General features: G+C 44.1%; 23 protein-coding genes. 10 read left to right on the top strand and 13 right to left on the bottom strand.

The window, feature by feature from the left end:
- Positions 1-189: 189 nt before the first annotated feature.
- The 3 genes from MKY98_RS11910 to MKY98_RS11900 all read right to left on the bottom strand — a co-directional run bounded on the left by MKY98_RS11910 (position 190) and on the right by MKY98_RS11900 (position 3369).
- Positions 190-1605, bottom strand: coding sequence for a glycoside hydrolase family 1 protein (locus MKY98_RS11910; RefSeq protein ID WP_069011187.1), 1416 nt, complete (start codon positions 1603-1605; stop codon positions 190-192).
- Between the two features lie 211 nt (positions 1606-1816).
- Complete coding sequence (locus tag MKY98_RS11905; RefSeq protein ID WP_029515109.1) at positions 1817-2425, bottom strand: DUF1349 domain-containing protein; 609 nt, start codon at positions 2423-2425, stop codon at positions 1817-1819.
- A gap of 35 nt (positions 2426-2460) precedes the next feature.
- Positions 2461-3369 (bottom strand): ROK family protein, encoded by a 909-nt coding sequence (locus MKY98_RS11900; protein ID WP_080658555.1) that lies wholly within the window; start codon positions 3367-3369, stop codon positions 2461-2463.
- 314 nt (positions 3370-3683) lie between these two features.
- On the opposite strand from MKY98_RS11900, the gene MKY98_RS11895 reads away from it, so the two are divergent.
- The 4 genes from MKY98_RS11895 to MKY98_RS11880 all read left to right on the top strand — a co-directional run bounded on the left by MKY98_RS11895 (position 3684) and on the right by MKY98_RS11880 (position 7317).
- A complete protein-coding gene (locus MKY98_RS11895) occupies positions 3684-4019 on the top strand; it encodes a ribosomal protein L7/L12 (protein WP_069011188.1) in 336 nt (111 codons plus the stop codon).
- Positions 4020-4036: 17 nt separating this feature from the next.
- A complete protein-coding gene (ybaK, locus tag MKY98_RS11890) occupies positions 4037-4516 on the top strand; it encodes a Cys-tRNA(Pro) deacylase (protein WP_069011189.1) in 480 nt (159 codons plus the stop codon).
- Between the two features lie 86 nt (positions 4517-4602).
- On the top strand, positions 4603-5793 hold the full coding sequence (locus MKY98_RS11885; RefSeq protein WP_069011190.1) for an oxalate decarboxylase family bicupin: 1191 nt from the start codon (positions 4603-4605) through the stop codon (positions 5791-5793).
- Between the two features lie 163 nt (positions 5794-5956).
- A protein-coding gene (locus MKY98_RS11880; RefSeq protein ID WP_341011430.1) for an IS1182 family transposase occupies positions 5957-7317 on the top strand; the annotation gives its coding sequence in 2 pieces (ribosomal slippage) (positions 5957-6524 and positions 6524-7317; 1362 coding nt in all).
- A 128-nt stretch (positions 7318-7445) separates the two neighbouring features.
- Here MKY98_RS11880 and MKY98_RS11875 read toward each other — a convergent pair.
- Positions 7446-8165, bottom strand: a complete 720-nt coding sequence (locus MKY98_RS11875; protein WP_013310214.1) for a YebC/PmpR family DNA-binding transcriptional regulator — start codon at positions 8163-8165, stop codon at positions 7446-7448.
- A 218-nt stretch (positions 8166-8383) separates the two neighbouring features.
- On the opposite strand from MKY98_RS11875, the gene MKY98_RS11870 reads away from it, so the two are divergent.
- Positions 8384-9148, top strand: a complete 765-nt coding sequence (locus tag MKY98_RS11870) for a spermidine synthase (RefSeq protein WP_080658550.1) — start codon at positions 8384-8386, stop codon at positions 9146-9148.
- Here MKY98_RS11870 and MKY98_RS11865 read toward each other — a convergent pair.
- From MKY98_RS11865 to MKY98_RS11855, 3 genes are all read right to left on the bottom strand, one after another.
- Positions 9145-10884 (bottom strand): proline--tRNA ligase, encoded by a 1740-nt coding sequence (locus tag MKY98_RS11865; RefSeq protein WP_069011663.1) that lies wholly within the window; start codon positions 10882-10884, stop codon positions 9145-9147. The two genes, MKY98_RS11870 and MKY98_RS11865, sit on opposite strands and share 4 nt — an antisense overlap.
- A 505-nt stretch (positions 10885-11389) precedes the next feature.
- Positions 11390-12433, bottom strand: coding sequence for a carbohydrate kinase family protein (locus MKY98_RS11860; protein ID WP_069011664.1), 1044 nt, complete (start codon positions 12431-12433; stop codon positions 11390-11392).
- Between the two features lie 256 nt (positions 12434-12689).
- A complete protein-coding gene (locus tag MKY98_RS11855; RefSeq protein WP_069011665.1) occupies positions 12690-13979 on the bottom strand; it encodes a glycoside hydrolase family 27 protein in 1290 nt (429 codons plus the stop codon).
- 209 nt (positions 13980-14188) lie between these two features.
- Between MKY98_RS11855 and trhO the strand changes: the two genes are divergently transcribed.
- Positions 14189-15082, top strand: coding sequence for an oxygen-dependent tRNA uridine(34) hydroxylase TrhO (gene trhO, locus MKY98_RS11850; protein ID WP_069011666.1), 894 nt, complete (start codon positions 14189-14191; stop codon positions 15080-15082).
- A gap of 209 nt (positions 15083-15291) precedes the next feature.
- Entirely contained in the window at positions 15292-16218 is a 927-nt protein-coding gene (locus MKY98_RS11845) for an AEC family transporter (protein WP_069011667.1), read from the top strand.
- A gap of 17 nt (positions 16219-16235) precedes the next feature.
- Here the strand turns inward: MKY98_RS11845 and MKY98_RS11840 are convergent, their stop codons facing one another.
- Positions 16236-17015, bottom strand: coding sequence for an ABC transporter ATP-binding protein (locus MKY98_RS11840; RefSeq protein ID WP_069011668.1), 780 nt, complete (start codon positions 17013-17015; stop codon positions 16236-16238).
- Between the two features lie 180 nt (positions 17016-17195).
- Positions 17196-18041 carry a YheC/YheD family protein gene (locus tag MKY98_RS11835; RefSeq protein WP_069011669.1) on the bottom strand — a complete coding sequence of 282 codons (846 nt, stop codon included), beginning with the start codon at positions 18039-18041 and terminating at the stop codon, positions 17196-17198.
- Positions 18042-18249: 208 nt separating this feature from the next.
- Here MKY98_RS11835 and MKY98_RS11830 point away from each other — a divergent pair, with 208 nt between their 5' ends.
- Positions 18250-19086, top strand: a complete 837-nt coding sequence (locus MKY98_RS11830; RefSeq protein WP_029514869.1) for a DUF6492 family protein — start codon at positions 18250-18252, stop codon at positions 19084-19086.
- Between the two features lie 62 nt (positions 19087-19148).
- Positions 19149-20492 (top strand): sugar phosphate nucleotidyltransferase, encoded by a 1344-nt coding sequence (locus MKY98_RS11825; protein WP_029514867.1) that lies wholly within the window; start codon positions 19149-19151, stop codon positions 20490-20492.
- 229 nt (positions 20493-20721) lie between these two features.
- Here MKY98_RS11825 and MKY98_RS11820 read toward each other — a convergent pair whose 3' ends face one another.
- Both MKY98_RS11820 and MKY98_RS11815 read right to left on the bottom strand, forming a co-directional pair.
- Positions 20722-21417 carry a succinylglutamate desuccinylase/aspartoacylase family protein gene (locus MKY98_RS11820; RefSeq protein WP_069011670.1) on the bottom strand — a complete coding sequence of 232 codons (696 nt, stop codon included), beginning with the start codon at positions 21415-21417 and terminating at the stop codon, positions 20722-20724.
- A 5-nt stretch (positions 21418-21422) separates the two neighbouring features.
- Complete coding sequence (locus MKY98_RS11815) at positions 21423-22457, bottom strand: glycosyltransferase family 4 protein (protein WP_029514864.1); 1035 nt, start codon at positions 22455-22457, stop codon at positions 21423-21425.
- Positions 22458-22810: 353 nt separating this feature from the next.
- Here MKY98_RS11815 and MKY98_RS11810 point away from each other — a divergent pair, with 353 nt between their 5' ends.
- Positions 22811-23284, top strand: coding sequence for a C40 family peptidase (locus MKY98_RS11810; RefSeq protein WP_029514862.1), 474 nt, complete (start codon positions 22811-22813; stop codon positions 23282-23284).
- A gap of 82 nt (positions 23285-23366) precedes the next feature.
- Here the strand turns inward: MKY98_RS11810 and MKY98_RS11805 are convergent, their stop codons facing one another.
- Both MKY98_RS11805 and MKY98_RS11800 read right to left on the bottom strand, forming a co-directional pair.
- Entirely contained in the window at positions 23367-24743 is a 1377-nt protein-coding gene (locus MKY98_RS11805) for a sensor histidine kinase (RefSeq protein WP_029514860.1), read from the bottom strand.
- A complete protein-coding gene (locus tag MKY98_RS11800) occupies positions 24740-25453 on the bottom strand; it encodes a response regulator transcription factor (protein ID WP_069011671.1) in 714 nt (237 codons plus the stop codon). The genes MKY98_RS11805 and MKY98_RS11800 overlap by 4 nt, the downstream gene beginning before the upstream one ends.
- Positions 25454-25537: the final 84 nt, after the last annotated feature.

Below are 25537 nucleotides of genomic sequence, written 5' to 3'. Positions count from 1 at the left end.
TTTATACTGGACTCTATTTTCTGTATAGTTATTATTATCGTTTTAATAAGTCTTAATATATATTAGTAATTAATTTTTGTCCAATTCTAACACCCCTAAAAAATTAGCAACCGCTTCGTAAAAGAAAAAAAGCGGTCGCTATCTATAAGCCTTCATTTATATATAATTAATCACTGGATTATTTATAAATTAACGTTTCAAGCTTTCACCATTCGTAGCAATAACTTCTTTATACCAATGGAACGATTTCTTCGGATATCTTTCAAGTGTACCGCTGCCATCATCGTGACGATCTACGTAAATGTAGCCATAACGTTTCTTAAGCTGAGCGGTCGATGCGCTGACAAGGTCAATACATCCCCAAGACGTATAGCCCAAAACCTCTACTCCGTCCTCAATAGCTTCTCCAACTTGAACCAAATGATCATTCAGGTAGTTGATCCGGTAGTCATCTTCAACCGTTTTTTCGCCTTTTTCATTTGTAATCAGTTCATCAACGGCGCCCAGACCATTTTCAACGATGAATAGTGGTTTTTGTAAGCGATCATAGAACGTGTTCAGGACATAACGTAAACCTTGCGGATCAATTTGCCAGCCCCACTCACTTGCCTCAAGATGCGGATTGATGACACCACCAAGGATATTACCTTCACCTTTGACTTTTTTAGCTTCGTCAGCTGTCTCACAAGTACTCATATAATAGCTGAACGAGATAAAATCAACGGTATGTTTCAAATCTTCGGCATCACTTGGTTCAAAGTGAATAGTAATTCCGTTTTCTTTAAAGAAACGTTTCATGTAACCTGGGTATTGACCTCTTGCGTGAATATCGGCAAATGCCATGTTTCTGTGATCAAATTCCATCGCAGCAATGACATCGTCTGGATTTGGTGTCAGCGGATAAGTAGGCATACTCAGCACCATACAGCCAATTTTGAAATCAGGGTTGATCTGATGACCGATTTTTACCGCTCTTGCACTCGCTACAAGCTCATGGTGAATAGCTTGATAAAGATCTTGCTCACTAAGTTGATCTTTTGGTGTGCTAATTCCTCCACTCATGAATGGTGCTTCAAGAATGGAGTTGATTTCATTGAAAGTCAACCAGTATTTAACTTTATCTTTGTAGCGATTAAATACAGTTGTAGCATAGCGCTCATAAAAATCAACAAGCTTACGGTTTACCCAACCATCGTATTCTCTGGACAAATGTAAAGGTGTTTCATAGTGAGATAGTGTAACGAGTGGCTCAATTCCATATTTGTGAAGTTCATCAAACAAATCATCATAAAATTGCAAGCCTTTTTCGTTAGGCTCCAGTTCGTCACCTTTAGGGAAAATACGTGACCATGCGATAGAAGTACGGAATACTTTGAAACCCATTTCCGCGAAGAGTTTGATATCTTCTTTATAATGATGATAAAAATCAATACCGATCAATTTCATGTTATCTTCTGTGGGTACATCCGTAACGGGCCCCCAACCACCACGAGGAGTTACATCCTGAATGGACCAGCCTTTTCCATCTTCTTGATAAGCGCCTTCGAGCTGATTAGCAGCAACTGCTCCGCCCCACAGGAAATCTTTTGGAAACTGTGTACTCATATTTTCTCCGCCTTTGCTGATGTTTTTTATTAACTAGGATAAAAACACGTTACCCTTATGCAAATGTGTTATAAAGTACTTCTAATTGAATCTTAAGGTTTGTAACGCGTTTCATGTCAAGTTTTATTTTAAAAACATCCAGAACTTATCACAGTATTATCTCCAATAATTACTCCCATATTTATAACTCTTCTATTATTGAGTAAAATGACTATTCTTCAAATGGCGGATCTACATGAATATCTCTATCTGGTTCAGTACTTACCCAGCGTGTAAAGATAACCTGAAAGCCGGCTCGAGTCGGCGCGCAGGCAAAAGGACCTGCCTGTTGTCCCGTTTCATAAGGAAAACGTGCTACACGTACAGTGCGCCAGCTTTGATTTTCGGTTCGGGCTCTAATGATAACCGCGTCCTGTAGTTGTGAAGCACGGATCGTGACATTTTTCCCTACCCAATCGGGTACAGGAGCTAATGACCAATCGGAATAGCCATCTGTGACTACGACTGCCAGTTGAGGAATTCCGTCATTTAATTCGATTCCGGCTTTAATCCACTTTTGTTGTCCTTGATACAGCATTATACCGGCCTGATCGTAAAGCTCCGTAAATGAGCCTAATTGAAACGTGACTTCGATGGCAGAGCCTTCTTCCCAGTCTGTAAGCAGGGAATGTCCGCTACTGCGTTCAAACCCATACAAAGTTTTTTCCCAGTAGTCGCTTCCTTCTCTGGTTTCAACTTTAAGGAACTGGTCTTCTTCTATGGATGATACAGGATGATTAGTCCATGTCCCTGTAGTCCATGCAATCGATTTTTGATTCATTAATCTCATCCTCTCATGCTTTATTGAACGATGCCCTATTTCCTTTTCTCCACCAATTGCAAATTGTACGTCAGACTTTCAAGGGTCACTGAAATCAACCCAAACATGTATTCATCATGAGTATCGTTTTTCACAAAAATTTCGGGCATATGTTCTTTGGGTACATCTTTTAGACAGCCGTTATAAATATCGTCCAACAGATTCGGCTTGGATAACTCTCCAGTCAAAGCGATAGATACAGGGTCTATAATCGCAATAATGGAAGTTATCGTTTGGATCGCCAGAGGAACAAATCCCTCTGTGCTATTTAACTGTTTAAGCTGTTCCTCTCTTGTTAAATCAAAAGGTAAGAAGGAAACTTCCCCCGCAAATTTGGTATTTCCTTTTAACAAATGTCCATCGACAATAAAACCCGCTCCGGGGAAATTGTCTTTTGGAAACGTAACAATAGCAAAGGTTTTATCCTCATCATAATTCTGCATGTTATAAAATCCGTAGACTGTTAAATGCATATCATTTTCAATGGTAACTTCTAATCCGTATTTATCTTGAAGCTGTGGACCTACAGGGACTCCTATGAGCAGGTCGAGATCACAAACATCGATAATTCCTTGATGAACAACCCCGGGGATGCCAATTCCAATGGCTTTGACGTTTCCATAGTTATTAATCAGCTCTCCAATTTTGGTTTCTATGACCTCATAATCAATATGAGGCACAATGGAAGTATTCTCGATGATGATATCACCAAGCAAATTAGCAACAGCATAAGTAAGAGAATGTATACCGCCTTCCGTTTTCACATTTAAACAGATAATATAAGAATAATCAGCGTTATATTTGTAACGTCTAGCCGGACGTCCGCCGTTCGACTCTTCCAATTCCGTCTCTAATACTTCCCCGGTTTGAAGAAGCTCATTCAGAATATTTCCGCAGGTTGCCACACTAAGACCTGTGATACTGGCTATCGATGACTTGGTTGCATATTCCTTGGATTTCAGTGTGTTTTTAACTAACTCTACATTAATTTGTTTAACCCGAATGGTGTTATTGGAGACTGGTTGTATTTGAATACACTCCTTTTCCAGTATTTATTAAAAGGTTTATAATAAGTTGTAATATAACGCTCTGCCTGTAAAAAGTCAATTTGTACGCCTTTTCCTCTTCTCCTCTATCATCATGCTATACTATAAATAAGAAATAAATTTTTAGTGCAGCATTTCTGCGTTGAAAGTCACTTAAATAGGGGGGAATTCTGTTGTCAGCTATTGAGTATATAGCAATCATCGCATTGCTCCTCTCCGTCATACTTTTAATTAAGGTCTACAGCCTTCAATCTCGGCTTAATGACTTGAAATCCGACGTGGAGCGTCTAGAAAATCGTTCAGGAATACAAGGAACATCGCTGTCAGGCACCATCCCTGCCTCTCCTCCACATATTCTAGATGCAGGAGCTTCAGAAGATATCAATGAAAGGTTGCTCCTGCTCATTAGGGAAGGAAAAAAGATTCAAGCCATAAAAGAACTGAGAACGGCTAAGGATCTTTCCCTTAAGGATGCAAAGGATTATGTGGATCACTTGGAAAAACTCTAAAGAAAGGAAGAAATAAGATGAGTGCCAGCAAAACAAACGCCATGCGCATATTGGACGGGCAACATATACAATACAATATTTTGAGTTATGATCATCAAGATGGAAAAATAGACGGTATGAATGTGGCTGAGAAAATCGATAGAGCCCCGGAGATAGTTTTCAAAACTTTGGTTGCACACAGCAAACAAAATCTGTTTGTTTTTGTAATTCCTGTACATAAAGAGCTTGATCTCAAAAAAGCAGCCAAATCCGCGGGAGAGAAAAAAATTGAAATGCTTCCAGTTAAGGATTTGCAAAAGTTTACGGGATATATTCGCGGTGGCTGCTCCCCCATTGGAATGAAAAAGCTCTACCCCACTTTTATCGACCAGCCTGCATTGGAACTGGAAGCCATCGTTGTAAGCGGTGGGAAAATTGGGACCCAACTGGAGTTAAGTCCGCACGATTTAGCTCAAATCATTCAGGCTCAGTTTACAGATCTAACGCATACAGCATAAAACTCACTACATGATCATAAAATCTTTATGCGTATTTTCTTATCCCATACTTCATCAAGCTTCAACCTGGAGAGGAAGATTTAATGATGCATAATGATTGCCCTAAAAATGCAAGAATCCCCCAACCCATCAGATGTGATGGTGCTGGGGGCATCGACAAGGGTCCACGTGATGTGATGAGGGATCTACAGAATCCCGATATGCTGGTTCCCCCCGTAACGGACAATGGTCTCATTCCAAATATGAGATTTTCTTTTTCTGATGCCCATATGCAGCTTAATCACGGTGGGTGGTCAAGAGAAGTAACGGTAAGGGAATTACCTATTGCTACAACCCTTGCCGGGGTGAATATGAGTTTGACACCGGGTGGTGTACGTGAGCTTCACTGGCATCAGCAAGCGGAATGGTCATATATGCTGTTGGGAAGTGCTCGCATTACGGCAGTAGACCAAAATGGACGTAATTTTATTGCTGATGTGGGTCCCGGAGATCTCTGGTATTTCCCTCCTGGCATTCCGCACTCTATACAGGGACTTGAGGATGGGTGCGAATTTTTGCTGGTTTTTGATGATGGTAGTTTCTCCGATCTGAACACCCTATCCATCTCCGATTGGTTCGCACATACTCCCAAAGACGTACTTTCTGCAAATTTTGGTGTACCAGAAGCTGATTTTGCAGCAATTCCTCAAGACCAAGTATATATCTATCAGGATTCCGTTCCCGGTTCTCTTCAAAGCCAAGCGGTTTCCTCTCCCTATGGTACGATACCTCAGTCCTTCAAGCATGAATTACTAGCCCAGCCCCCAATCAAAACGCCGGGCGGAAGCGTACGAATCGTCGACTCCTCCAATTTTCCGATTTCCAAAACCATTGCAGCTGCTCTTGTTGAGATTGAGCCCGGCGCCATGCGAGAAATGCACTGGCATCCTAATAATGACGAATGGCAATACTATCTTGCCGGGCAAGGACGGATGACTGTCTTTGGCGGTAATGGTGCAGCCCGTACGTTTGATTTTAGAGCCGGAGATGTTGGATATGTGCCTTTTGCTTACGGTCATTACATTCAAAATACAGGCTCCAGCACACTTTGGTTTCTTGAAATGTTTAAAAGTGACCGTTTTGCAGATGTTTCCTTGAATCAATGGATGGCCCTTACGCCTACAGAACTGATTCAGAGTAATTTACATGTAGGTACTGATGTGATCTCAAATTTACGAAAGGTAAAATGGCCCGTTGTCAAATATCCCAGTTATTCTTATGACCCTAAAAAGAAATAACTATAAGAGGTCCGATGATTACTATACAAAAAAACACCGTATCTAAATACGGTCAGGCTGTCGAGAAAGTCTCGACAGCCTATTTTATGTTAATTTTGTTTAAGACGACACCGCGTTAATGTTGTATAATATAGGTAACTATTGTAGAACGGATGGTGTTGATATGCTACGCTCCAACCGCGAAAAACAACAATCCTACGAATTTGTTTCCATCGAAGATCTGGTTCCTCAAGATCACTTGCTCCGCAAAGTAGATAAGTATATCGATTTTTCGTTTATCGATGATAAAGTTCGACCACTGTATTGTGCAGACAACGGGCGTCCTGCCATTGATCCTACCGTATTGTTTAAAATGATCTTTCTCGGTTATTTCTATGGCATTCGCTCAGAACGGCAACTCGAGCGAGAAATTCAGACGAACCTAGCTTATCGTTGGTTTCTGGGGTTGGGCTTAACGGATAAAGTTCCGGACCATACGACGATTAGCTGGAATCGTCGCACTCGCTTTAAAGACACCACGATCTTTCAAGATATCTTCGATGAAATTGTGCTGCAGGCGATCTCTCACCGAATGGTGGGTGGGCGTGTTCTCGTCACCGATTCCACACACGTCAAAGCCAATGCTAACAGGCACCAGTACACCAAAGAACAAGTGTTGCAGAATACTAAAGACTATATGGACGAGCTGAACGAAGCGGTGAAGGATGACCGGAGAAACCACGGAAAAAAGCCTTAAAATCCCGAGAGGAAGTGAACGAAGAAAAAGAAATTAAAGTGAGCAAAACAGACCCGGACAGCGGCTATATGATCCGTGATGGCAAGCCCGAAGGCTTCTTCTATCTGGACCACCGCACGGTGGATATGAAGTACAATCTGATTACGGACGTGTATGTGACACCAGGGAATGTACATGATTCTGTCCCCTATTTGTCCCGTTTGGATCGCCAAAGAGAACGTTTTGGTTTTCAAGTAGAAGCTGTTGCACTAGATTCAGGTTATTTAACAACGCCGATTTGCCGAGGTTTGCAGAACCGAAAGATTTTTGCCGTGATTGCTCACCGAAGATTCCATCCCAGACAAGGACTGTTTCCGAAATGGAAGTTTGAATACGATGCCAAACGCAATGCGTATAGATGCCCAGCCCAACAGGAACTGCCCTACCGAACGACGGACCGTAAGGGATACCGGCAGTATGCCTCTGACCCAGCTCAGTGCCAGCATTGCCCACTGCTAAGTCAGTGTACCCAGTCTCGAAACCACCGCAAAGTGGTGACTCGGCATGTCTGGGAAGACAGCAAAGAGTGGGTACGGAGCAACCGGCTGAGCCCATCTGGTAAAAAGCTGTACCGCAAACGAAAAGAGACGATTGAGCGAAGCTTCGCGGATGCCAAAGAGCTCCATGGGTTTCGCTATTGCCGTTTGCGCGGTCTTCCAAACGTCAGGGAACAAGCCCTTATGACGGCAGCCGTGCAGAACATGAAGAAGATGGCGATCCACCTAGCTCGCCTGGAGAAACAGGGGTAACCCCCCCTGCTTCTCCAGAGACCAGAGCATTATGATGTGAAAAAGAAACCCACGTCTCAAAATGACGGGGTTTCTCGACAATCTGACCGTATCTAAATACGGTGTTTTTACAAACTAATTAACAAAGACTATTCCTCAGAGTCTACATTGTGGTAAACCTGCTGAACATCCTCCAAATCTTCTAATGCATCAATCAATTTATCGAATTGAACCTGTGCATCTTCTGGAAGAGAAATATCATTTTGGGCAAGCATGGTGAGCTCCGCAACGGTAAACTCAGTTACTCCTGCTTGTTTGAAAGCTTCCTGCACAGCATGGAATTGATCAGGCTCTGCATATACGATGACGGCTTCATCTTCTTCAATGATGTCACGTACCTCTACATCTGCCTCCATCAGTAGCTCCAGCACTTCATCTGCGGTTTTACCCACCAGACCAATAACTGCTGTTGAATCAAACATGTAGGCTACAGATCCGCTCACGCCCAGGCTACCACCATTTTTAGTAAAAGCAGAACGCACATCCGATGCTGTACGGTTAACGTTATTGGTCAGCGCATCTACAATGACCATGGAACCGTTCGGTCCGAAACCTTCATAACGAAGCTCTACGTAGTTTTCATCGCCAGCACCTTTTGCTTTTTCAATAGCACGGTCAATGATTGCTTTGGGTACATTGTACGTTTTTGCACGTTCTAGAACTACTCTTAGTACCCGATTGGATTCAGGATCAGGTTCGCCTTGTTTGGCTGCCACATAAATTTCCACGCCAAATTTAGCATATATACGACTCGTATTAGCATCCTTGGATGCCTTCTTTTCTTTAATGTTATTCCACTTACGTCCCATAATATCCCGCTCTCTTCCTATATGAATATACACAACGAACTTCATTATATCCTTGTATATTATATCTCCTAAAGGACATACGAACAAGTTTAAACAACTCTGTTATGGAAAAATAAACAATTCTACCTAATTAGGGATGCTTGAAAATGTGTACTTTCATTTCTCCTCATCTATGGACAATCTCCCTATCCATGTCTAAGATGAAGAGGAAGTCTGACTTGAAGGAGATCATTCACTTGGATGTCTTGTACAAAAAGTTGAGCCATAATCATGAAATCACAGTATACGAAACCACCGAGCTGTATGGTGAAAAGGGATTATTTCGGGTGATGCAGTTTTCAAATACAGCCGTCCAAGGCGCGGTGGACTTGAATCATCCACAACGCATTTTGTTCGAATATCCGAGAGCAATTATCCATCTTATGGAGCTGAACGATCCATCATTTGAAGATGTATTTGTTATCGGGCACGGTATAGGTACAATAGCGGGTCATTTTACAGATAAACGTTTTAAGATTGCCGAGCTGGATGCACAAGTTGTAGAGTTCAGCCGAACATTCTTTGGATACGATCAGGATAATGTGACTGTTGGCGATGGACGACGCCTTCTGGAGAAGGAAGCGCCGGATGCTTATGACTATGTTATTTTGGACGCCTTCACGGAGCTGGGTACGCCCTTGCATTTAGTATCCTGGGAATTTTTCAAGATGGCCAAAGAAAAGCTGGATTCCGAAGGCTCCCTGATCATGAATTTAATGGGCAAAAGTGAACACGACCATTTGATCAATGCCATTCATACAACGTTACGTGAAGAATTTGCCTATGTCTCAACTTTCTCGCTCCCCTCGGAAGGCGCTGCCGACGTTCAAAATATCATTATGATAGGTCGGGACAAGCCAATCCGGTTTCAGGCACGTCAGATGGCGGACTTTCATGAGATTACACTCGGAGAAGGCCATATTCTACGGGATATAGATGCTTAGTGTAGTTCCAATATTCGTCTCTCTACATCTTCAATACGAATCGTCTCTTTGTTGCAGCTTTTTCGTTCCACTAACTCTACTTTCCCGTGTTCGGCATCTTTACCTACGATGATGCGCACGGGAATACCTACTAAATCGGAGTCTTTGAATTTAACCCCAGGCCGTTCCTCCCGATCATCCAGCAGCACCTCCACACCGCGATCCTGCAGCTGGTTGTGTAATTTCTCGGCTATTTGCATCTGAAGCCTGTCTTTCACAGAAATCGGAATAATATGAACTTGAAACGGGGCTAGTGCATAAGGCCATATCATTCCGTTCTGATCGTGATTTTGCTCTACAATGGCAGAAAGGATCCGGGATAAGCCAATGCCATAGCAGCCCATAATCATCGCTTGCTCAGCTCCAGACGCATCCAGAAAGGTCGCACCCAGCTTCTCACTATATTTGGTGCCCAATTTAAATACGTGTCCGATCTCAATTCCACGATGAAGTTTCAATTCCCCTTCGTCACATCGAGGACATCTATCCCCTTCTATGACATTGCGCAAGTCAGCCACATGCCGAAGATCTATATCGCGCCTTGGGTTCACATGTCGATAATGGTAATCCAGCTCGTTCGCGCCTGCGATACCGCTGGACATTTGGACAACGGCGTAATCCACCCACACAGGGATTGTCAATCCGCATGGGCCTATGAACCCCGAGGGGGTTCCAGTCGCCTTTGACACGATGTTTGTACTTGCTATTTCGAATTTTTCACTACCTAAAATATGTTTAATTTTCACTTCGTTAACCTCATGATCCCCCCTAACAACTACAGCAATAGGTTGATCGTCAGCCATATAAATCAGTGTTTTGATGATTTCTTTGGGCTCTATGTGAAGCGATTCAACCAGTTGATCTATTGTACACAGGCCTGGAGTATGGAATTTTTCCATTTTAGCTGTATCAAAAGAAGGAGGGCTGACTTGTTCATTTTTATATGAGACAGGAGATATTTCTATTTTTCCCGTCGATCGCGCCACGGCTTTTTCAAGATTAGCTGCATATTCACAGCAGGTACATGCTACAATGGTGTCCTCTCCAATATCAGCTAGAGCCATAAATTCATGGGTTTCACCTTCGCCACCAATGGCACCCGCATCTGCTTCTACTGCACGAAAGTTTAGACCACAGCGAGTGAAAATGCGATGATATGCCTGGAACATGGTCGAATAGGTATGATCTAGTCCTTCCCAATGTGCATCAAACGAATAGGCATCCTTCATCAAAAATTCTCTACTGCGAAGCAGGCCAAATCGCGGACGTCGTTCATCCCGAAATTTGGTTTGAATTTGATACAACGTTACAGGCAATTTGCGATAAGAATTCACTTCATTTCGTATTAAAGACGTAATGACCTCTTCATGTGTAGGCCCCAAAGCAAACTCCCGACCATGCCGATCTTGCAAACGCATCAACTCAGGACCATAAACATCGTATCTTCCTGATTCTTGCCACAGCTCCGTTGGCTGCAATACAGGCATCAGCAGCTCCCCAGCCCCTACGCGATCCATTTCATCCCGTACGATTTGCTCTACTTTTCTGAGCACCCGTCTGCCCAGGGGCATATAGGTGTACATTCCAGCCGCCAGTTGGCGGATAAATCCTCCCCGCAGCATAAGCTGATGACTGATCACTTCAGCTTCTGCGGTTGCTTCACGCAAGGTTGTCAGTAATAATTGGCTTTGGCGCATGTGTAGCTTCCTCCTTGTTGGACGATAAAATGTACGCAAAAAGACACATCCGTCAGGGACGAATGTGTCGTGGTACCACCCTTCATTTGACCGTAGCCATACACGGAACGGTCCTTCATTAGATAACGGCGTCTAGCCGGTAACGGTTTATCATACAAACCGCTACAGCTCGCAAGGCAGGGAAACGTTCATTCGCGGCGAGAAACCTTTCAGCCCATGAGTTTCTTCTCTGTATAGCGAGTATTGAACCTTTGATCCTTGGTCTACACTATTCCTATATATTACAATTTTCACCACTTTACACGAAATGTAATTTCTAGTCAAGGAGATAATCTTCTGCTACACAGCAAGAAACTCGTTACCCTGCTCTACCTGTAAGGGCCGCATAGAATAGATCAGTCTGTCCATCATACAACATGCTCCTTTTACAAATTCAATAATTGAGGCCATTACATACGTGAAGCTCCAAATATGCGCTGTTGTAGGTTAGAGTTCTCTTGATTAATTATGTATCATTCTTTTTAAAATACACGCCCTTGAAAAACACAAAATTTTGCGTATGTGTGCCATACAGCTCCTGAAACCTAGAATGAAGTTTATTCATAGAAAGAGTCTCTGAGACCGTCCGATCCGTTTGCAGGGTCAAGTCGACACAGCTAATTCCAAATTGGCACACTTGCTCCATAGGATAACCTTGGGTAATTCCATATATCATCCCGGCAATAAAAGCATCATCTGCGCCTGTGACATCAATGACCTCTTGAACGGGATGAATGGGAATTTGGCCATGAGTTCCATCCTGAGAGGCGTACAAAACACGATCAGCACCGCAGATAAAAATGACATTCTGAACTCCAAGTTTGTGAAAAATTCGGGTGGCATCCAACATATGCTGATCATCTGTAAGTTCTAGCTCCAAATAGGCTTCAGCCTCCACCGGTTTACATACCAGCCACTCCACTCCATGCAAATTTCGGGGAAGCTTTCTCATCTTCGAGGCCGATACCGAAGAAACGACAATCGGAATCCGATGCTCATGACAGACATGTATGGTGGCTGCAATTACGTTCATAGAGAAATTAGTGTCCAGCAGAACGAGTCGGGATGAGGCAATTAAAGGAGCATTTTCAAAAATTACTGAAGGACGAATCTGATCATAAATCTCCATTTCTGCTGTCGCTACAATCAGTTCACCACGCTCGTTCAGCAAGGCAGTATAAACCCCAGTTGACGGTTCACCTTGGACTTGCAGAGGAACCACGTGCATGTAACGGCTGGACTGTTCGATAATAAATTCACCTTCCGCATCGTCCCCAACTGTGGTCAGCAGGCTGACCCGCTGGCTCAACCTCCCTAAATTTTCGGCTACATTTCGTGCTACCCCACCGCAAGATTGCAGTCTTGTACTGCTCGGATTGGAGGTATGAAGCTGAAATGTACCTTTAATCATGATTTTACGATCCAAATTGGCCCCCCCGATACATAGTATTGGTTTGCTAGAGGGCCAAGGCTCGTCCTGTTCATTTTGGTGGATTTTTTTTAATTTCATCATTTGACTCCTTTCTCGAGTCTATTCGTTAAAATGATTTAAATTTGTACAGAAATAGGCACTATATAAAATTAACACGTTCCAAATGTCATATTCCCAAGAATAATGTCGAGTTCGTTAAAATATCCTAAAGTTACACATGCAAAAAAACACCCTATTGTAAAGATATCTTTCACTTTTACGATAGGGTGATTGGGTTGGAACTACAGCATAGTTCTTCCTTACATTATGTTATTCAGGATTTTTGCAAAATCCTCTATTTCAAAATAAATAGAGCTGCTCCGTGAGGAGGTAAATCTGTGGACAGCTCTTGTGCTAAAACACCTAAATCTACATGGTTCCATAAATCTCTGGCATTTGCCTGACCTTCAATACCAAGGTCTTTTAAGGATACACGCACCTTTGAAGATTCATCCCCAGCATTAAACAAAGCTGCATATACATGCCCTTTCCCGTTATGTGAAGTCCAAACGATATGTTCATCCTTTCTATACACCTGCCGTGCATTCAAACCGTTGCGATGAGCATTTAACACTTCTTCATTAGTCAGCAAAGAAAGAGTCCATGCATCATTATCCCGCAGTTCGCCCCCGAACATCAGGGGAGACCGGAAAATGCTCCACAAGGTCATCATCGTTAGCTGCTCATCCTTAGTAAAGCGTGTCCATCTGTCATGGCTGCCGGAATCTACCGAATCTACCGAACGAATACCCAGATGACCCAGTGGTAGCATGTCGCAATCCGGCCAGTGACCCGGCCCTACATGTTCCGCCCATTTCTCGCAGCGCTCAAACATACCATACAGTAAAGGCCATACATCCCAGAAGTCATCAGTCATACGCCACATATTCACGTTTGCGATTAAATCAGATGCATGCTCCAGCGGTGCAGGACCAGGCGATAGACTCAACACCATCGGACGTCCGCATTGGGCGATAGCCCGCCTAATCAATTCAATTTCCGCCAAATGAATACCATAGAGACGTGATGCAGCAATGTCATCTACTTTGACAAAATCCACACCCCATTCCGCATACAGATCAAACAACGAATTATAGTACTCCTGTGCGCCTTCCTTGGATGCATCTACCCCATACATATCTGTGTTCCAGGGACAAATAGAGTTGGGATGCGCAATTTGTCTCGCCGTGGCTGTGGTTCCCAAAATCGGGGTATCCTGATGCACCGCCTGACGGGAGATGCCTCTCATAATATGTATACCAAATTTCAATCCCAGACCGTGTACATATTCCGCAAGAGCTTGGAAGCCTCGTCCATCTGCTGCCGAAGGAAACCGATTCACTGCTGGAATAAGACGTGAAAATGAATCCATTTCCAATGGGACAAACGGGCGATACTGTGAAGATACTGCTCCTGACTCATACCACTGAATATCTACCACGACATATTCCCAACCATATTCCTTCAGATGCTCCGCCATATATTGAGCATTTCCCCGTACTTCCTCTTCCCGTACTGCTGCACCGTAGCAATCCCAGCTATTCCACCCCATAGGTGGTGTATGCGCTGTCAAATGATGCTTCATTTCATTCATCCTTTCATCCAGTAGATCTCATCCTGCTACCAAAAATCCCCTCATCAGTACGTAACTATTATAATGTAAACCCTTACTTTTGTCGCTCGTCTCCTTTTTCATTTCCACTTTTTATACATTTAAGTTGACTAACTAAAAGAATGTGGTACATTTAAAATTGCTTTTAAAAAACTTTGACTTGAATCAGAGGGTGATTTTACATGTGTGAACATACTTATCGAATTTTGTTGTTTTACAAATATGTCAACATTGAAGATCCTGCCACCTTTACGGCAGAGCATCTGGCTTACTGCAAGGAGCTGGGCGTCAAGGGAAGAATCTTGATTGCTGCGGAAGGAATCAACGGAACACTGTCTGGTACAGTAGAGCAAACGGAGCAATATATGCGTGATTTGCGCGCCAATCCGAAATTCCACGATATCGTTATTAAAATAGATGAGTCTGACGGTCATGCGTTCAAGAAAATATTTGTACGCCATCGTCAGGAGCTTGTTACGCTGCGTCATGAAGATGAGCTGGACCCTAATGAAATTAGCGGTAAGCGTCTGTCACCAAAGGAGTTTTATGAACAGCTTCAAGATGAAGATGTAGTTGTTCTGGACGGACGTAATGACTATGAATATGACATCGGTCATTTCCGCGGGGCTATTCGCCCCGAAGTCGAATCGTTCCGTGAATTTCCACAATGGATTCGCAACAATATGACTCAGTTCAAAGACAAGAAAATTCTGACGTACTGCACCGGAGGTATCCGTTGCGAAAAGTTATCGGGTCTTCTGATCAAAGAAGGATTTAACGATGTAGGCCAGTTGGATGGCGGCATTGTGACTTACAGCAAGGACCCGGAAGTACAAGGACGTTTGTTTGACGGTAAATGCTACGTATTTGACGAACGAATCTCGATTCCGATCAATCATACGGATGAGGACGTCATTGTCGGCAAGTGCTTCCATTGTGAAACGCCGAGCGATCATTATATCAACTGCCCAGTGTGCAATCTCCAGCATATTGCATGTTCAGATTGCGAAGAACAGCATCAGCACTATTGCTCTGACGATTGCCGAACCAAAGCGGAAACCGTAGCTACTGCATAAATTGGCAGTATCATTGGTTCATTATAATAAAAGGGATGCCCTATTAGCCGTTCATCATGGCTGTGGGCATCCCTTTTATTGTTTTCACAATAAGTGTCGTAGGCTTCATAGTATATACCTATGGCCTTGATTGTATTTTCATCTTGGACGGGCTCGAAAGTAGCGTCTTATAATGGAAAATGTCATTACAGAAAGGATGGGTGGAATTCATGATTCAAATCGTACTTTCAACTCTATTATCGGTTATCGTTCCGCTGTCCATTCCGGTGATCGCCGGATTTTTACTTGGAAAATTCATGAAGCTGGAAACGAAACCGCTCTCGACTTTGTATTTATATTTTTTAAGCCCCGCCATGATTCTGGACACGCTACTCAAAGCACAGCTTACCTGGCATGATGTGGCGCAGACTGCCGCTTTTTCAATATTAAACCTGCTGCTGTTGTGGGGAATTGCACAATTAGCAGGGAAAATCTTTAGACTGAGCACTCCGGAAACGGCTGGACTTACCTTAATCTCCACACTCACCAATAGTGCAAATTATGGCCTGCCCCTAATTTTACTTGCCTTTGGGCAGCTCGGTCTGGATAAAGCCTCCGTGTATGTCGTCATCCAGATAATTATAGTCAATACCATTGGCGTTTATTTTGCAGCCCGCTCTGAATTTTCTGTTCAAAGTGCTGTTAAGTCGGTGTTTTCACTTCCTGCGATCTATGCAGCTCTACTCGCCATGGGACTGCGGCTACTGGACTGGCATCTTCCCTCAGGGATTCAATCAGGCGTCTCGATGATTGCTGCTGCCTATTCTCCGGTCGTGCTGGCGATTCTGGGTACCCAGATGGCTTATGTAAAAATATTTAAGTTGGAGTCGTCTATTAAAAAAGCCAGCTACGCCGGACTAACAATTCGGCTTCTACTCTCCCCACTTGCGGCTTGTCTTGCTATGCTGATACTGGGAATTTCAGGTCTTTTGTTCTCCGTTCTCTTCATTCTGGCCTCAATGCCGGTTGCTGTAAATGCTGTCATTTTAGCAGAAAAATTTAATGCATCGCCAAAACTGGTTTCCACCTGCATCCTGTGGAGCACGCTTGCCTCATTCCTGATATTGCCTATTCTGATTATGTTGGTGGCAGGTTAGCGAGAAAAAAAGACTCTCTACACCATAGAGAGCCATGCGCGATTCTGTCTCCATTCTACTTGCACAGGCGTTTCAAAAAAAGCACTAAGCGTTTCACTGCTTAGAATATCAGTCGTTTTACCTTTAGCAAATACCGTGCCCCGGCGGATTAAAATCGTATGCGTGTACATCGGTAGAATTTCTTCGATATGATGTGTAACATACAGTAAATTCGGCGAAGCCGGCGACTCCGATAACTGGCGAATGCTATCCAGCAATGCTTCCCGGGAAAAAAAGTCCAAACCATTACACGCCTCGTCCAAAATCAGTAGCTTGGGCGAGGCCATTAATGCGCGGGCGATAAGCACTTTCTGCTTTTCTCCCTGTGAGCATCCCTGATACAACCGATCCACGAGATGAGCACACCCCAGTTGCGTCATAAGCTGAACGGCCTGTTCATAATCTGTATCCGTCGTCTGATCATAAAGTCCAATGGAGGCAAATTTGCCACTAATAACAACATCCTGCGTACGCTGACTCCCATTAATTCTTTCCTGTAAAGAGGAACTGACCCAACCAATAGATTTGCGCAGCTCCCTCAGATCCACATCCCCAAAGGTATGGCCCAATACATCAACACTACCTGTGGTTGGCCATATGTAACCGTTAATCATATTGAGCATCGTTGTTTTACCTGACCCATTCAAGCCGAGTACAGCCCAGTGCTCTCCCTCAGCTACCTGCCAATTGATTTGATCTAGTATGGTGCGGTTATCTCTCTTCCAGCTTACATTGTTAAGTTCAATGACAGAATTCATGGCTGTACATCCTTTCTATTCGTCGTATCATCAGATGTTTATACGCATAGTAAAGATCATCATTAGTACGTCTAGCTTCTCTTTCATGTAAGCATAGCACAGGGTCACAGGTTGTTCAATTTTAAATAACCCACTCCATTGTTCATATAGGAGTGGGCTGGCAATGAAGCAATCCACTAATCAAGATACTTTTTCTTTTTTAGAATCCTTAATTACATTCTTATCTTTGTTCTTATCTTTATTTGTGTCTTTGCTTGGGACCCTAACCTTCCTTCTTTCATTAGCCAGTCGCCAATAGCCTAATACTTTACGGTACATGGACTTATCTGATAATTGGTTAAAAATATATGGGTCTGGCTTCGTATTCACCTCAATAATCCATGGGGTAAAGCGATGATCCAGTCCAATATCCACACCAATTTGCCGGAAATTTGGATATGTTTTTTGCAGTTGTTTGGCGATGGTAAGACCCAGTTCATTTAGTTTCTTGACCAGCTCCGCCTGTTTGCTTTGCGATAAATGGGATTTTAGTAACTGCTCCAAGGCCATCGGCTTGCCACCACTATGATAGTTAGTCACGATTTTACGGGGATGACCCAGACGTCCAATAATTCCAGTAGACTCCCATAGCCCTTTTTCATTACGCTGCACCATGACCCGAATATCAAAATAACGCATTTGATGGCGTAGTAAATGGATTCCCTTTTGAATAAGATAACTTTTCTTCCCCGTATGTTTCGATAGGCTGGTATATAGTGCATCCAAATGTTTAAATTCTTGACGCGTTTCCTCATATTGATAGGCGAAACGCTGGCCAGCCTCCTGCTCTACTCTCATTACACCTTTACCAAAGGTACCTCGCTCGGGTTTTACATAGACCATACCGTATTTCTCCAGCATTGACTTCAAATTTGCTTTGTTATATTTGCGAGTTTCTGGTACATAAGGTTTGATGCTTCCATTCTGAAGCAACAATTGGGTTTTATGCCATTTGCTGCGCGACGCCTGCGCTTGTGAAGAATTCACTTGCCCCTCTCCTCTCTACTCTCAGGTAGAACGCTCTTGTTAAAAAAGATCAATCTATCGTATGCGCTAACTCCCCATTCGAAGCTTCATCAGCCCTGTCCTGCATAGAAATGGACGTTTGACCTTGCCCGGTCGAAAGCGCCTGTCCAAGCATACGATATTGGGAGACGCTGGGAGCGTATATTTGCACATATAGGGAGTGAATAACATGTCAGCGCAATCGGATGGTCCACGGAAGGGTTCCCTTACAATCGATGTTCTGATTCCCGCAATTGATAAAGATATTGCCACACTACCGCTGGTAATTGACAGTCTGCGCCGTCACGTGCAGCACCGAATTGGAAATATTTATATCGTTTCACCGCAAAGCACCGGGATTCGCCGTCTGTGCGTAAACAAGAAATGTACATTTATAGACGAAAAAACGGTGCTGCCCATTACCAAAAAACATATCCATTACGGAACAACGCGCTGGGACCGTTCAGGCTGGCTGTATCAACAATTGCTCAAAATGAATGGCGACAAAATCAGTAAAGCCTCTTTTTTCCTCGTCATTGACGCGGACACGGTTTTGATTCGTCCACATACGTTCCGTAAAGACGGAAAAACGATTTTTTACTACCGCAGCTGGAGCCAGCCTGAGTATTTTCGCACCCATCACAAGCTGATGGGCGTTAAAGCTCCCTCACCAAAGTCCTTTGTTACTCATTATATGCTTTTTGAAAAAGCGCGGCTTACCCAGCTCAAGCAAGTTATCGAGGCCCGTCATGGAAAACCTTGGTACAACGCAATTATCCACAGTATAGACCGGACAAAACAGTTTGGGTTTTCCGAATATGAAACGTATGCCAACTATTTATACAGTAATCAGCCCTCTCGGATGATTTTGCGCAAGTCATTGAATAAAGCGCTTCATCGTCGGGCTTCTTCCCTGTCGCAAAAACAATTGGATGTCTTGGCTAAGAGCTATCGCTCCTTATCTTTTCATCAACGCAAGGTGTACCAGCTTACTCCAAAAACAAAGATTGAATCATCGCTAAAATAGTTTTTAAAATCCTGCAAAATGATGCAGTCCAAAATAGATCTGCATTGAAGGAGGAAACGTCCGTGCGCATCGTATTATTATGCGGTGGTGCCGGAAAACGGCTATGGCCACTATCCAACGAAATCCGGTCGAAGCTGTTTCTCCGGTTGTTGTCCGCTCCTGACGGGCATAAGGAATCTATGCTCGGTCGGGTGTACCGTCAGCTTACCTTAACCGGGCTGGATTCCTCTGCCCTGCTTCTGGCTCATCGGAGTCAGGTAAATCTAGCCTTTCGCCATACAGAAGGTCGTCTGCCCGTTCTGGGCGAGCCTGCCAAACGTGGAACCTTCACCGCTGCTGCACTGGCAGCTGCTTATTTTCACACCAGAGGCACAGGGCTGGATGAAGTTCTCTGCATTGCCCCAGCGGACATGTTTGCAGGAGAGGATTTCTTCCATAGCATAGCAGCGCTCTCCGGCATATTGTTTGAGAGCGGAGCCGATCTGGCTATGCTTGGGACAAGGCCCACTCATCCCTCCGACCAATACGGCTACGTCGTTCCGGGTCTGCAAATGATACGGGAAGGGAAAACTTCCTATGCGCAAGTTGCTCGCTTCACAGAAAAGCCGGATCTCCCCGGAGCACAACAGCTTATTCATCAGGGCGCGCTCTGGAACTGTGGTGTTTACGCTTTTACATTACGGTATATGTTGTCCTGTATGGAGCGAAGTGATCTGCCGCTGAACGATAAAGCATTATGCGCGATGTATGATAGCCTCCCCGTTCGCAGTTTCGACGAAGAGATTGCAGAGCGTGCCGAACATGCCATCGTCCTGCCCTACGATGGCGAATGGCACGACATCGGCAACTGGCAGGCTCTAACAGAGCAGCTAAACAGTCAAGTAATCGGGCGTGGACAGATTAGTGGGCAGACTCACGGCACGCATATCGTTAATGAGCTGCCCTATCCACTTCATGTCATTGGTGTGGAAGATATTATTGCTGCCGCGAGTCCCGATGGCATTCTCATTGCGTCCAAGAGCCATGCCCACGTAATCAAGGAGCAGCTAGGTAAACTTCAACTTCACCCCATGCATGGTGAAACCTCTTGGGGCAGTTACCGAGTGCTGGACGAATTTGATCATCGGAGTCTGAGCGATATACTGGCCATACGGCTGACGGTACTGCCAGATCAACGTTTGAATGGCCGTATTCACGGCAGTGGACTTAAAGTATGGACGATCGTGTCCGGCCGGGGAGAGGTCATGCTGAACGGAGAACGTTTTGCTGCGGCAAGCGGTTCTGTATTTAGCATTCCGGTCGATACGCATCACACAATCCGTGCCGATCTGGATACACCACTGGAGCTAATTGAGGTACGTCTGGGAAACAGCTTGGTGAACGCCTTCTATAAATCCGAGTCCTGACAACACATAGATCAGGATTTTGCAAAATTTGATTCCAGTCGCTCCAAAGTGCAATATATAGACGAACTAGAGCATTTCGATCTATATATTGTTCATTGGAAGTCGCTTATTGGATTTTTGCAAAATCCTCAGATATAATGCACGCTACGGATTCTGAACGAAGGTCGCAGGTCGCACATAAAAAATCGCTCCTGAGCAAGGTGAAAAAGTCCTTGCTCCAGAAGCGATTTTATTTTGTGATGCAGTTACCTTTGACTATTCCGGCTTCTTTTAAAAAATGCTGAACGATCTCCAACTGATAGTGTATGCGTACTTTCTTGGGCAGGCTCCAACCCGTTTCCACGGTAACCGCGCGTGCACCTAAAATACGGGCTACAGCGGTGCGGGAGGAACCTGGAAGCTCATGCAGCCGAAGGTTGAAATGTCGGTCGCTCACCTGTATGGAGCGATTCATTCGCTTAATAACCCGACGAACCGCAGGAACCACCGGGTTGGCCTTGTTGGAGATTAGCGTTTGACCAAGCACCTCGGCATCCTTTTGTGACAATCCATTGGCCTCATGCAAGTCAAGATACCATTCAGGTTGATGCTTTTGTGTTAATTTGAATAGAGCAGCGGAAAGTGGTTGTGTTGCCAGCTGCTTTTTTTTGCGCGGAAAGGTTCGATTAAGATCAGGTATTCCTCTAATCCGTTTGCGGTAAGCCTTTTGGTTTACAATCGGTACAATTATAAGCTTACCCTGGCTAATTCGCAGTTTTTGCTGATTCAAAAGCTTCACCAGTTTCTCAGCAGCTCGTATGCTAGCTATTTCATTACCATGTATCCCCGCGACCACCATCACACACGGACCTTTCTGCCCCCCTGTGACTATATAATAAGGAGTTGCCCAAGAGCCATTTCCGAGCATATATCGTTTGACCTGCATCCCCTTCACCTCCGTATAGGCTGTCGTTGTCCTCTCTTCTGTTCTCGCCGACGGATGATTTCACGGTATAGTCTTAAGTAGTTACTGGTCATCTGTTTGTTGGTAAATCTTTGGTTGACATATGAACGAAGCTGCGCTGGTGACGGATAATTTTTTTGCTGTGCCTTTCCTGCCATTTGGCTAACTGATTTGCAAATCAACTGTGGAAAGCCCAAGAGTACCTCGGGAACGGAGCCATTTTTTAATGCCAGCACCGGTGTTCCACAAGCCATGGCCTCGACCATTACGAGTCCAAATGGCTCTTCCCACAGTGTCGGAAACAGCAGACACTCTGCATGTTTCAGCAGCTTCTGTTTCTGAGCACCTCCAACTGCACCTACATAGCGTATATTCGGATTACGCTGAATTCGTTTCTGAATCTCTTTACGGAAAAATTCTGGAGCTTTGATAGGACCTGCAATAAGCAGTTTTTTTCCTGTTCGTTCTGCAACCTGAATGGCCTGCAATACACCTTTATCTCGTATGATTCTGCCCATAAACAGCAAGTAGCCACGCTTCTCACTGCTGAACTCGTATTCATGGGTGTTGATACCATTATAGATATAAAAACCTTTGCCCCTGCCCATCAGCTGACGCGCTCGTTTACTGACATATACCGGGTTTTTACCGTGTCTCTTCACTGGAAGATGAACGGTGCATACTGATGGACAAGGCAGCTTCCTACGTCCCACAGAAGAACGAAAAGTATGATCATGAATGATATGTGTGTTGGAAGGCATATGCCGGAGTACATATTGGGGGATCTGACTTTGTTTCAAACCCTTGGGGTAGGTAATCAACCGCGCACTGCTCCTGCTCCCACGGGCGGCAAACAGCGATACATGATGCCCTCGTCTCACCAATTCCTCAGTTAATTCATGCACGACCTTTTCCGTTCCGCCTTTGTTAGAGGGTACCGGCTGTGCATCGGGATAGTTGGAAATGACCTGAACAATGGTTAGACGCCGTTTTTTGAGTGCTTTATTCTGCCTTGAAGCCATACGAATTCCCCTTCCTGACCGGAAATACGGTGTGATCCTTACGATGTCAACGGGAATCAGAGCATACTCCCGTACAAGTTATAAATTGTAGTATATAGGTATGTATATTTTGCGTGATTGCTTGTGCCAATCGTCTGCAAGTCGTTTTTTGCCATACGAGCCTATCTATAAGGGGAGTCTATACAATTTGTCAAGCTAAAATTAAGGAGAAAATTCTCATCGTTTTCTAATAAATGAGGACAAAGCGTTGGGGTAACAGGTTTGTAACCATGAGTGGTAAATTCCGGACATTTTATTTGTGTTATTGTCATTTCAGGACATCAACACAATACGAATAACGGAGGAATTTATATATGAAACGTACTTCAAAAAAATTGTGGATGGGTATTTGCTTTACTATGACTTTGGCATTGAGCGCAGGGAGCTTCGTCGTTGGGCCAGCCACCACTCATGCCGCTTCGGCAAGTAAAGCTGATCAGATTATTTCTAAAGGTTCCCAGTTTATGGGTGTGCGTTATGAGCATGGAGCCCCAGCAGGCAATACAAGATCTTTTGACTGCTCTTCGTTCACTCAATATGTATTTGCACAAAATGGCATCAAGCTTCCACGTTCGTCCAGACAGCAATCAACTGTTGGCACTTTCGTACCGCGTAGTCAGCTGAAAAAAGGCGATTTGGTCTTTTTCTATGCGCCAATTCATCATGTAGCCATTTACATGGGGAACGGCAAAATTCTGCATACGTATGGTAAAGGCGGCGTAACGGTTACAGATCTAAATTCGGGCTGGTGGAGCCGCAATTACACAACAGCACGTCGTGTCCTCTAGGATAAATTTTAGTTGATTCCCATCCACCGAATGCTTAACTTACAAATAACAATAAAAAGGGCTGTTCCGCGAGTAGATATTTCTACTGGAGGGACAGCCTTTCCTTTTGTCTTTGGGGCAGCGTGACGATGACTACCGTTCCTTCTCCTTCTACGCTCTCCATACGTATCGTACCCTGATGAGCATCTGTAATTGCCTTGGCAATCGGCAACCCCAGCCCGGTCCCTCCAGTTTTACGATGCCTGGAGCTATCTACCCGATAAAATCGTTCGAAGACCCGCTTGATCTCGCCCTCAGGTATTCCGATCCCATAATCCTTAACCCGGATATAGACATCCTTTTTATCTTTAGATAAGCCTATTTCAATCTCATCCGAGCTGTATTTTAATGCATTATCCAGTAGGATCACTAGCAATTGCTTCATTTTTGTCAGGTTGGCATCCAGCCAAATTTCTTTCTCTTCGGTTAAAATAGAAATTTGACGATCATGTACAGGCTTGAGATGCGCTACTACCTGTTGACAACAACCGATCATTTCTATCCGCTCATGCGGCTCAGGGTCTTTCTGCTGTGAGGAGGCAAGAGTCAGCAACTGCTGTGTCATCGTACGCATTCGCTGAGTTTCTTCATAGATCGATTCAATGGATTCCTTATGAATGTCCTCATCACGCGTGCCCCACCGCCGCAGCATGTTGGCATAGCCCTCAATAATCATAAGTGTGGTATTCAGTTCATGTGAGGCATCTGAAACAAACTGCTGCTGGCTCTGAAAGCTTTCTTCTAATCTCTCCATCATTCGGTTAAAAGTAGCGGTCATTTGGGACAATTCATCTTGATTATGACTGCCAGCGGGGATTTTTTTAAATTTTAAGCTTCTCTCAATTTCCTGCATCGTTTGAATACTACTGGAAATCGGCAGCAATATGGCATTCGCCAAAATCGTGCTCCCTACCAAACTTAGCATCATTGCTCCTACAGTCGAAGTGATGAGAATCGTATTTAAAATATCGAGATTGGTTTCGAGTGCATCCCATTTTTCCACGATCTCCAGCGTTCCCTTCTGATTGCCCTCCGGAGAAAGCACGGGGAGATGGATTACCAGAATTTTATGACCCTGTACATCAGTCAATTGAGAGCTTTGAGAAGTGTTAAAACGAATATCGCCCAGCTTAAAGCGTGACTGGCGACTTACTTCATACAGAAGTCGGGATTGCTGATCAAACACCCTCAGAATAGTATCTCCGGAAAGCTCATCTTTCAATTTTGGACTCCATGCATTCTTCAGAATCATGGTATGTCCGGTTTCGGCAATGATTTCAGTCCACTTATTTTGCAGCACTTCTCTTTCATTTCGCGTAGCGATTTTGACGAACAACAAATGAACCGTGACATCCACAAACAGGAGTATTATCATCACTAAAATAGAACTGAGCAGGGTGATTTTGGTCCGCAGCTTCAATGTTCTTCCTCCCTGATGCAGTACCCCACACCACGTACGGTTTTAATTAATTTCTTTTTGTATCCATGATCAATTTTTTTGCGAACATACCGGATATACACATCTACGACATTCGTATCACCAACAAAATCAAACCCCCACACGTTCTGAATCAATTCATCCCGCTGCAATACCTGATTTTTGTGCTCCATCAGATAGAGAAGCAGATCATATTCTTTGGGCGTCAGTTCGATTCGGTTTCCTTCCCGCACCACTGACCTAGTCTTGCGTTCCAACACCAAGCTATCCACTTGGAGCCTGGACGACAACTTGTCCTCTTTTTGTGAAGCGGTAGCTGTTGGCTCCATTTGATGCCTCATACTGGCCCGCATCCGCGCTAATAACTCCTCAATCTCAAAAGGCTTCGTAATGTAATCATTGGCACCTTCATCCAGACCTGAAACCTTATCAGGAGTCGTGTTACGTGCAGTGACCATAATTACTGGTGTATGATTGTTCACTTTTCGAATCTGCTTCAGCACCTCGACCCCGTTCATTTCCGGCAGCATGACATCCAGAATGATGATATCCCATGTACGTGCTAGAGCTTTTTCCAATCCTTCTCTGCCCGTTTGTGCGATTTCAACTGCATATCCTTCATGGGATAACTCCAACTGAAGCAATCTGGATATCTTCTCTTCATCATCAATGACCAGCACCGACTTTTCCATCGCAAAACCACCTATTTCTATAGAAAAAGCAAATGAGTAACGGAAATGACATTCATTTTTTATTTGATTTTAAGCTTTTATCCG

This window comes from Paenibacillus sp. FSL M8-0228 (assembly GCF_038007385.1).
Lineage (GTDB): Bacteria > Bacillota > Bacilli > Paenibacillales > Paenibacillaceae > Paenibacillus > Paenibacillus polymyxa_D.
Note: the sequence above shows the minus strand (reverse complement) of the source record. Positions and strands in the feature narration are given on the sequence as shown.

Excerpts from the sequence above, each read along its gene's own strand:
- MKY98_RS11830 (WP_029514869.1), top strand. The coding sequence starts at position 18,250 with ATGTCAGCGCAATCGGATGGTCCACGGAAGGGTTCCCTTACAATCGAT.
- MKY98_RS11905 (WP_029515109.1), bottom strand. The coding sequence starts at position 2,425 with ATGAATCAAAAATCGATTGCATGGACTACAGGGACATGGACTAATCAT.
- MKY98_RS11810 (WP_029514862.1), top strand. The coding sequence starts at position 22,811 with ATGAAACGTACTTCAAAAAAATTGTGGATGGGTATTTGCTTTACTATG.
- MKY98_RS11860 (WP_069011664.1), bottom strand. The coding sequence starts at position 12,433 with ATGAAATTAAAAAAAATCCACCAAAATGAACAGGACGAGCCTTGGCCC.
- MKY98_RS11820 (WP_069011670.1), bottom strand. The coding sequence starts at position 21,417 with ATGCAGGTCAAACGATATATGCTCGGAAATGGCTCTTGGGCAACTCCT.
- MKY98_RS11865 (WP_069011663.1), bottom strand. The coding sequence starts at position 10,884 with ATGCGCCAAAGCCAATTATTACTGACAACCTTGCGTGAAGCAACCGCA.
- MKY98_RS11840 (WP_069011668.1), bottom strand. The coding sequence starts at position 17,015 with ATGAATTCTGTCATTGAACTTAACAATGTAAGCTGGAAGAGAGATAAC.
- MKY98_RS11885 (WP_069011190.1), top strand. The coding sequence starts at position 4,603 with ATGCATAATGATTGCCCTAAAAATGCAAGAATCCCCCAACCCATCAGA.
- MKY98_RS11910 (WP_069011187.1), bottom strand. The coding sequence starts at position 1,605 with ATGAGTACACAGTTTCCAAAAGATTTCCTGTGGGGCGGAGCAGTTGCT.
- MKY98_RS11875 (WP_013310214.1), bottom strand. The coding sequence starts at position 8,165 with ATGGGACGTAAGTGGAATAACATTAAAGAAAAGAAGGCATCCAAGGAT.
- trhO (WP_069011666.1), top strand. The coding sequence starts at position 14,189 with ATGTGTGAACATACTTATCGAATTTTGTTGTTTTACAAATATGTCAAC.
- MKY98_RS11815 (WP_029514864.1), bottom strand. The coding sequence starts at position 22,457 with ATGGCTTCAAGGCAGAATAAAGCACTCAAAAAACGGCGTCTAACCATT.
- MKY98_RS11855 (WP_069011665.1), bottom strand. The coding sequence starts at position 13,979 with ATGAAGCATCATTTGACAGCGCATACACCACCTATGGGGTGGAATAGC.
- MKY98_RS11800 (WP_069011671.1), bottom strand. The coding sequence starts at position 25,453 with ATGGAAAAGTCGGTGCTGGTCATTGATGATGAAGAGAAGATATCCAGA.
- ybaK (WP_069011189.1), top strand. The coding sequence starts at position 4,037 with ATGAGTGCCAGCAAAACAAACGCCATGCGCATATTGGACGGGCAACAT.
- MKY98_RS11845 (WP_069011667.1), top strand. The coding sequence starts at position 15,292 with ATGATTCAAATCGTACTTTCAACTCTATTATCGGTTATCGTTCCGCTG.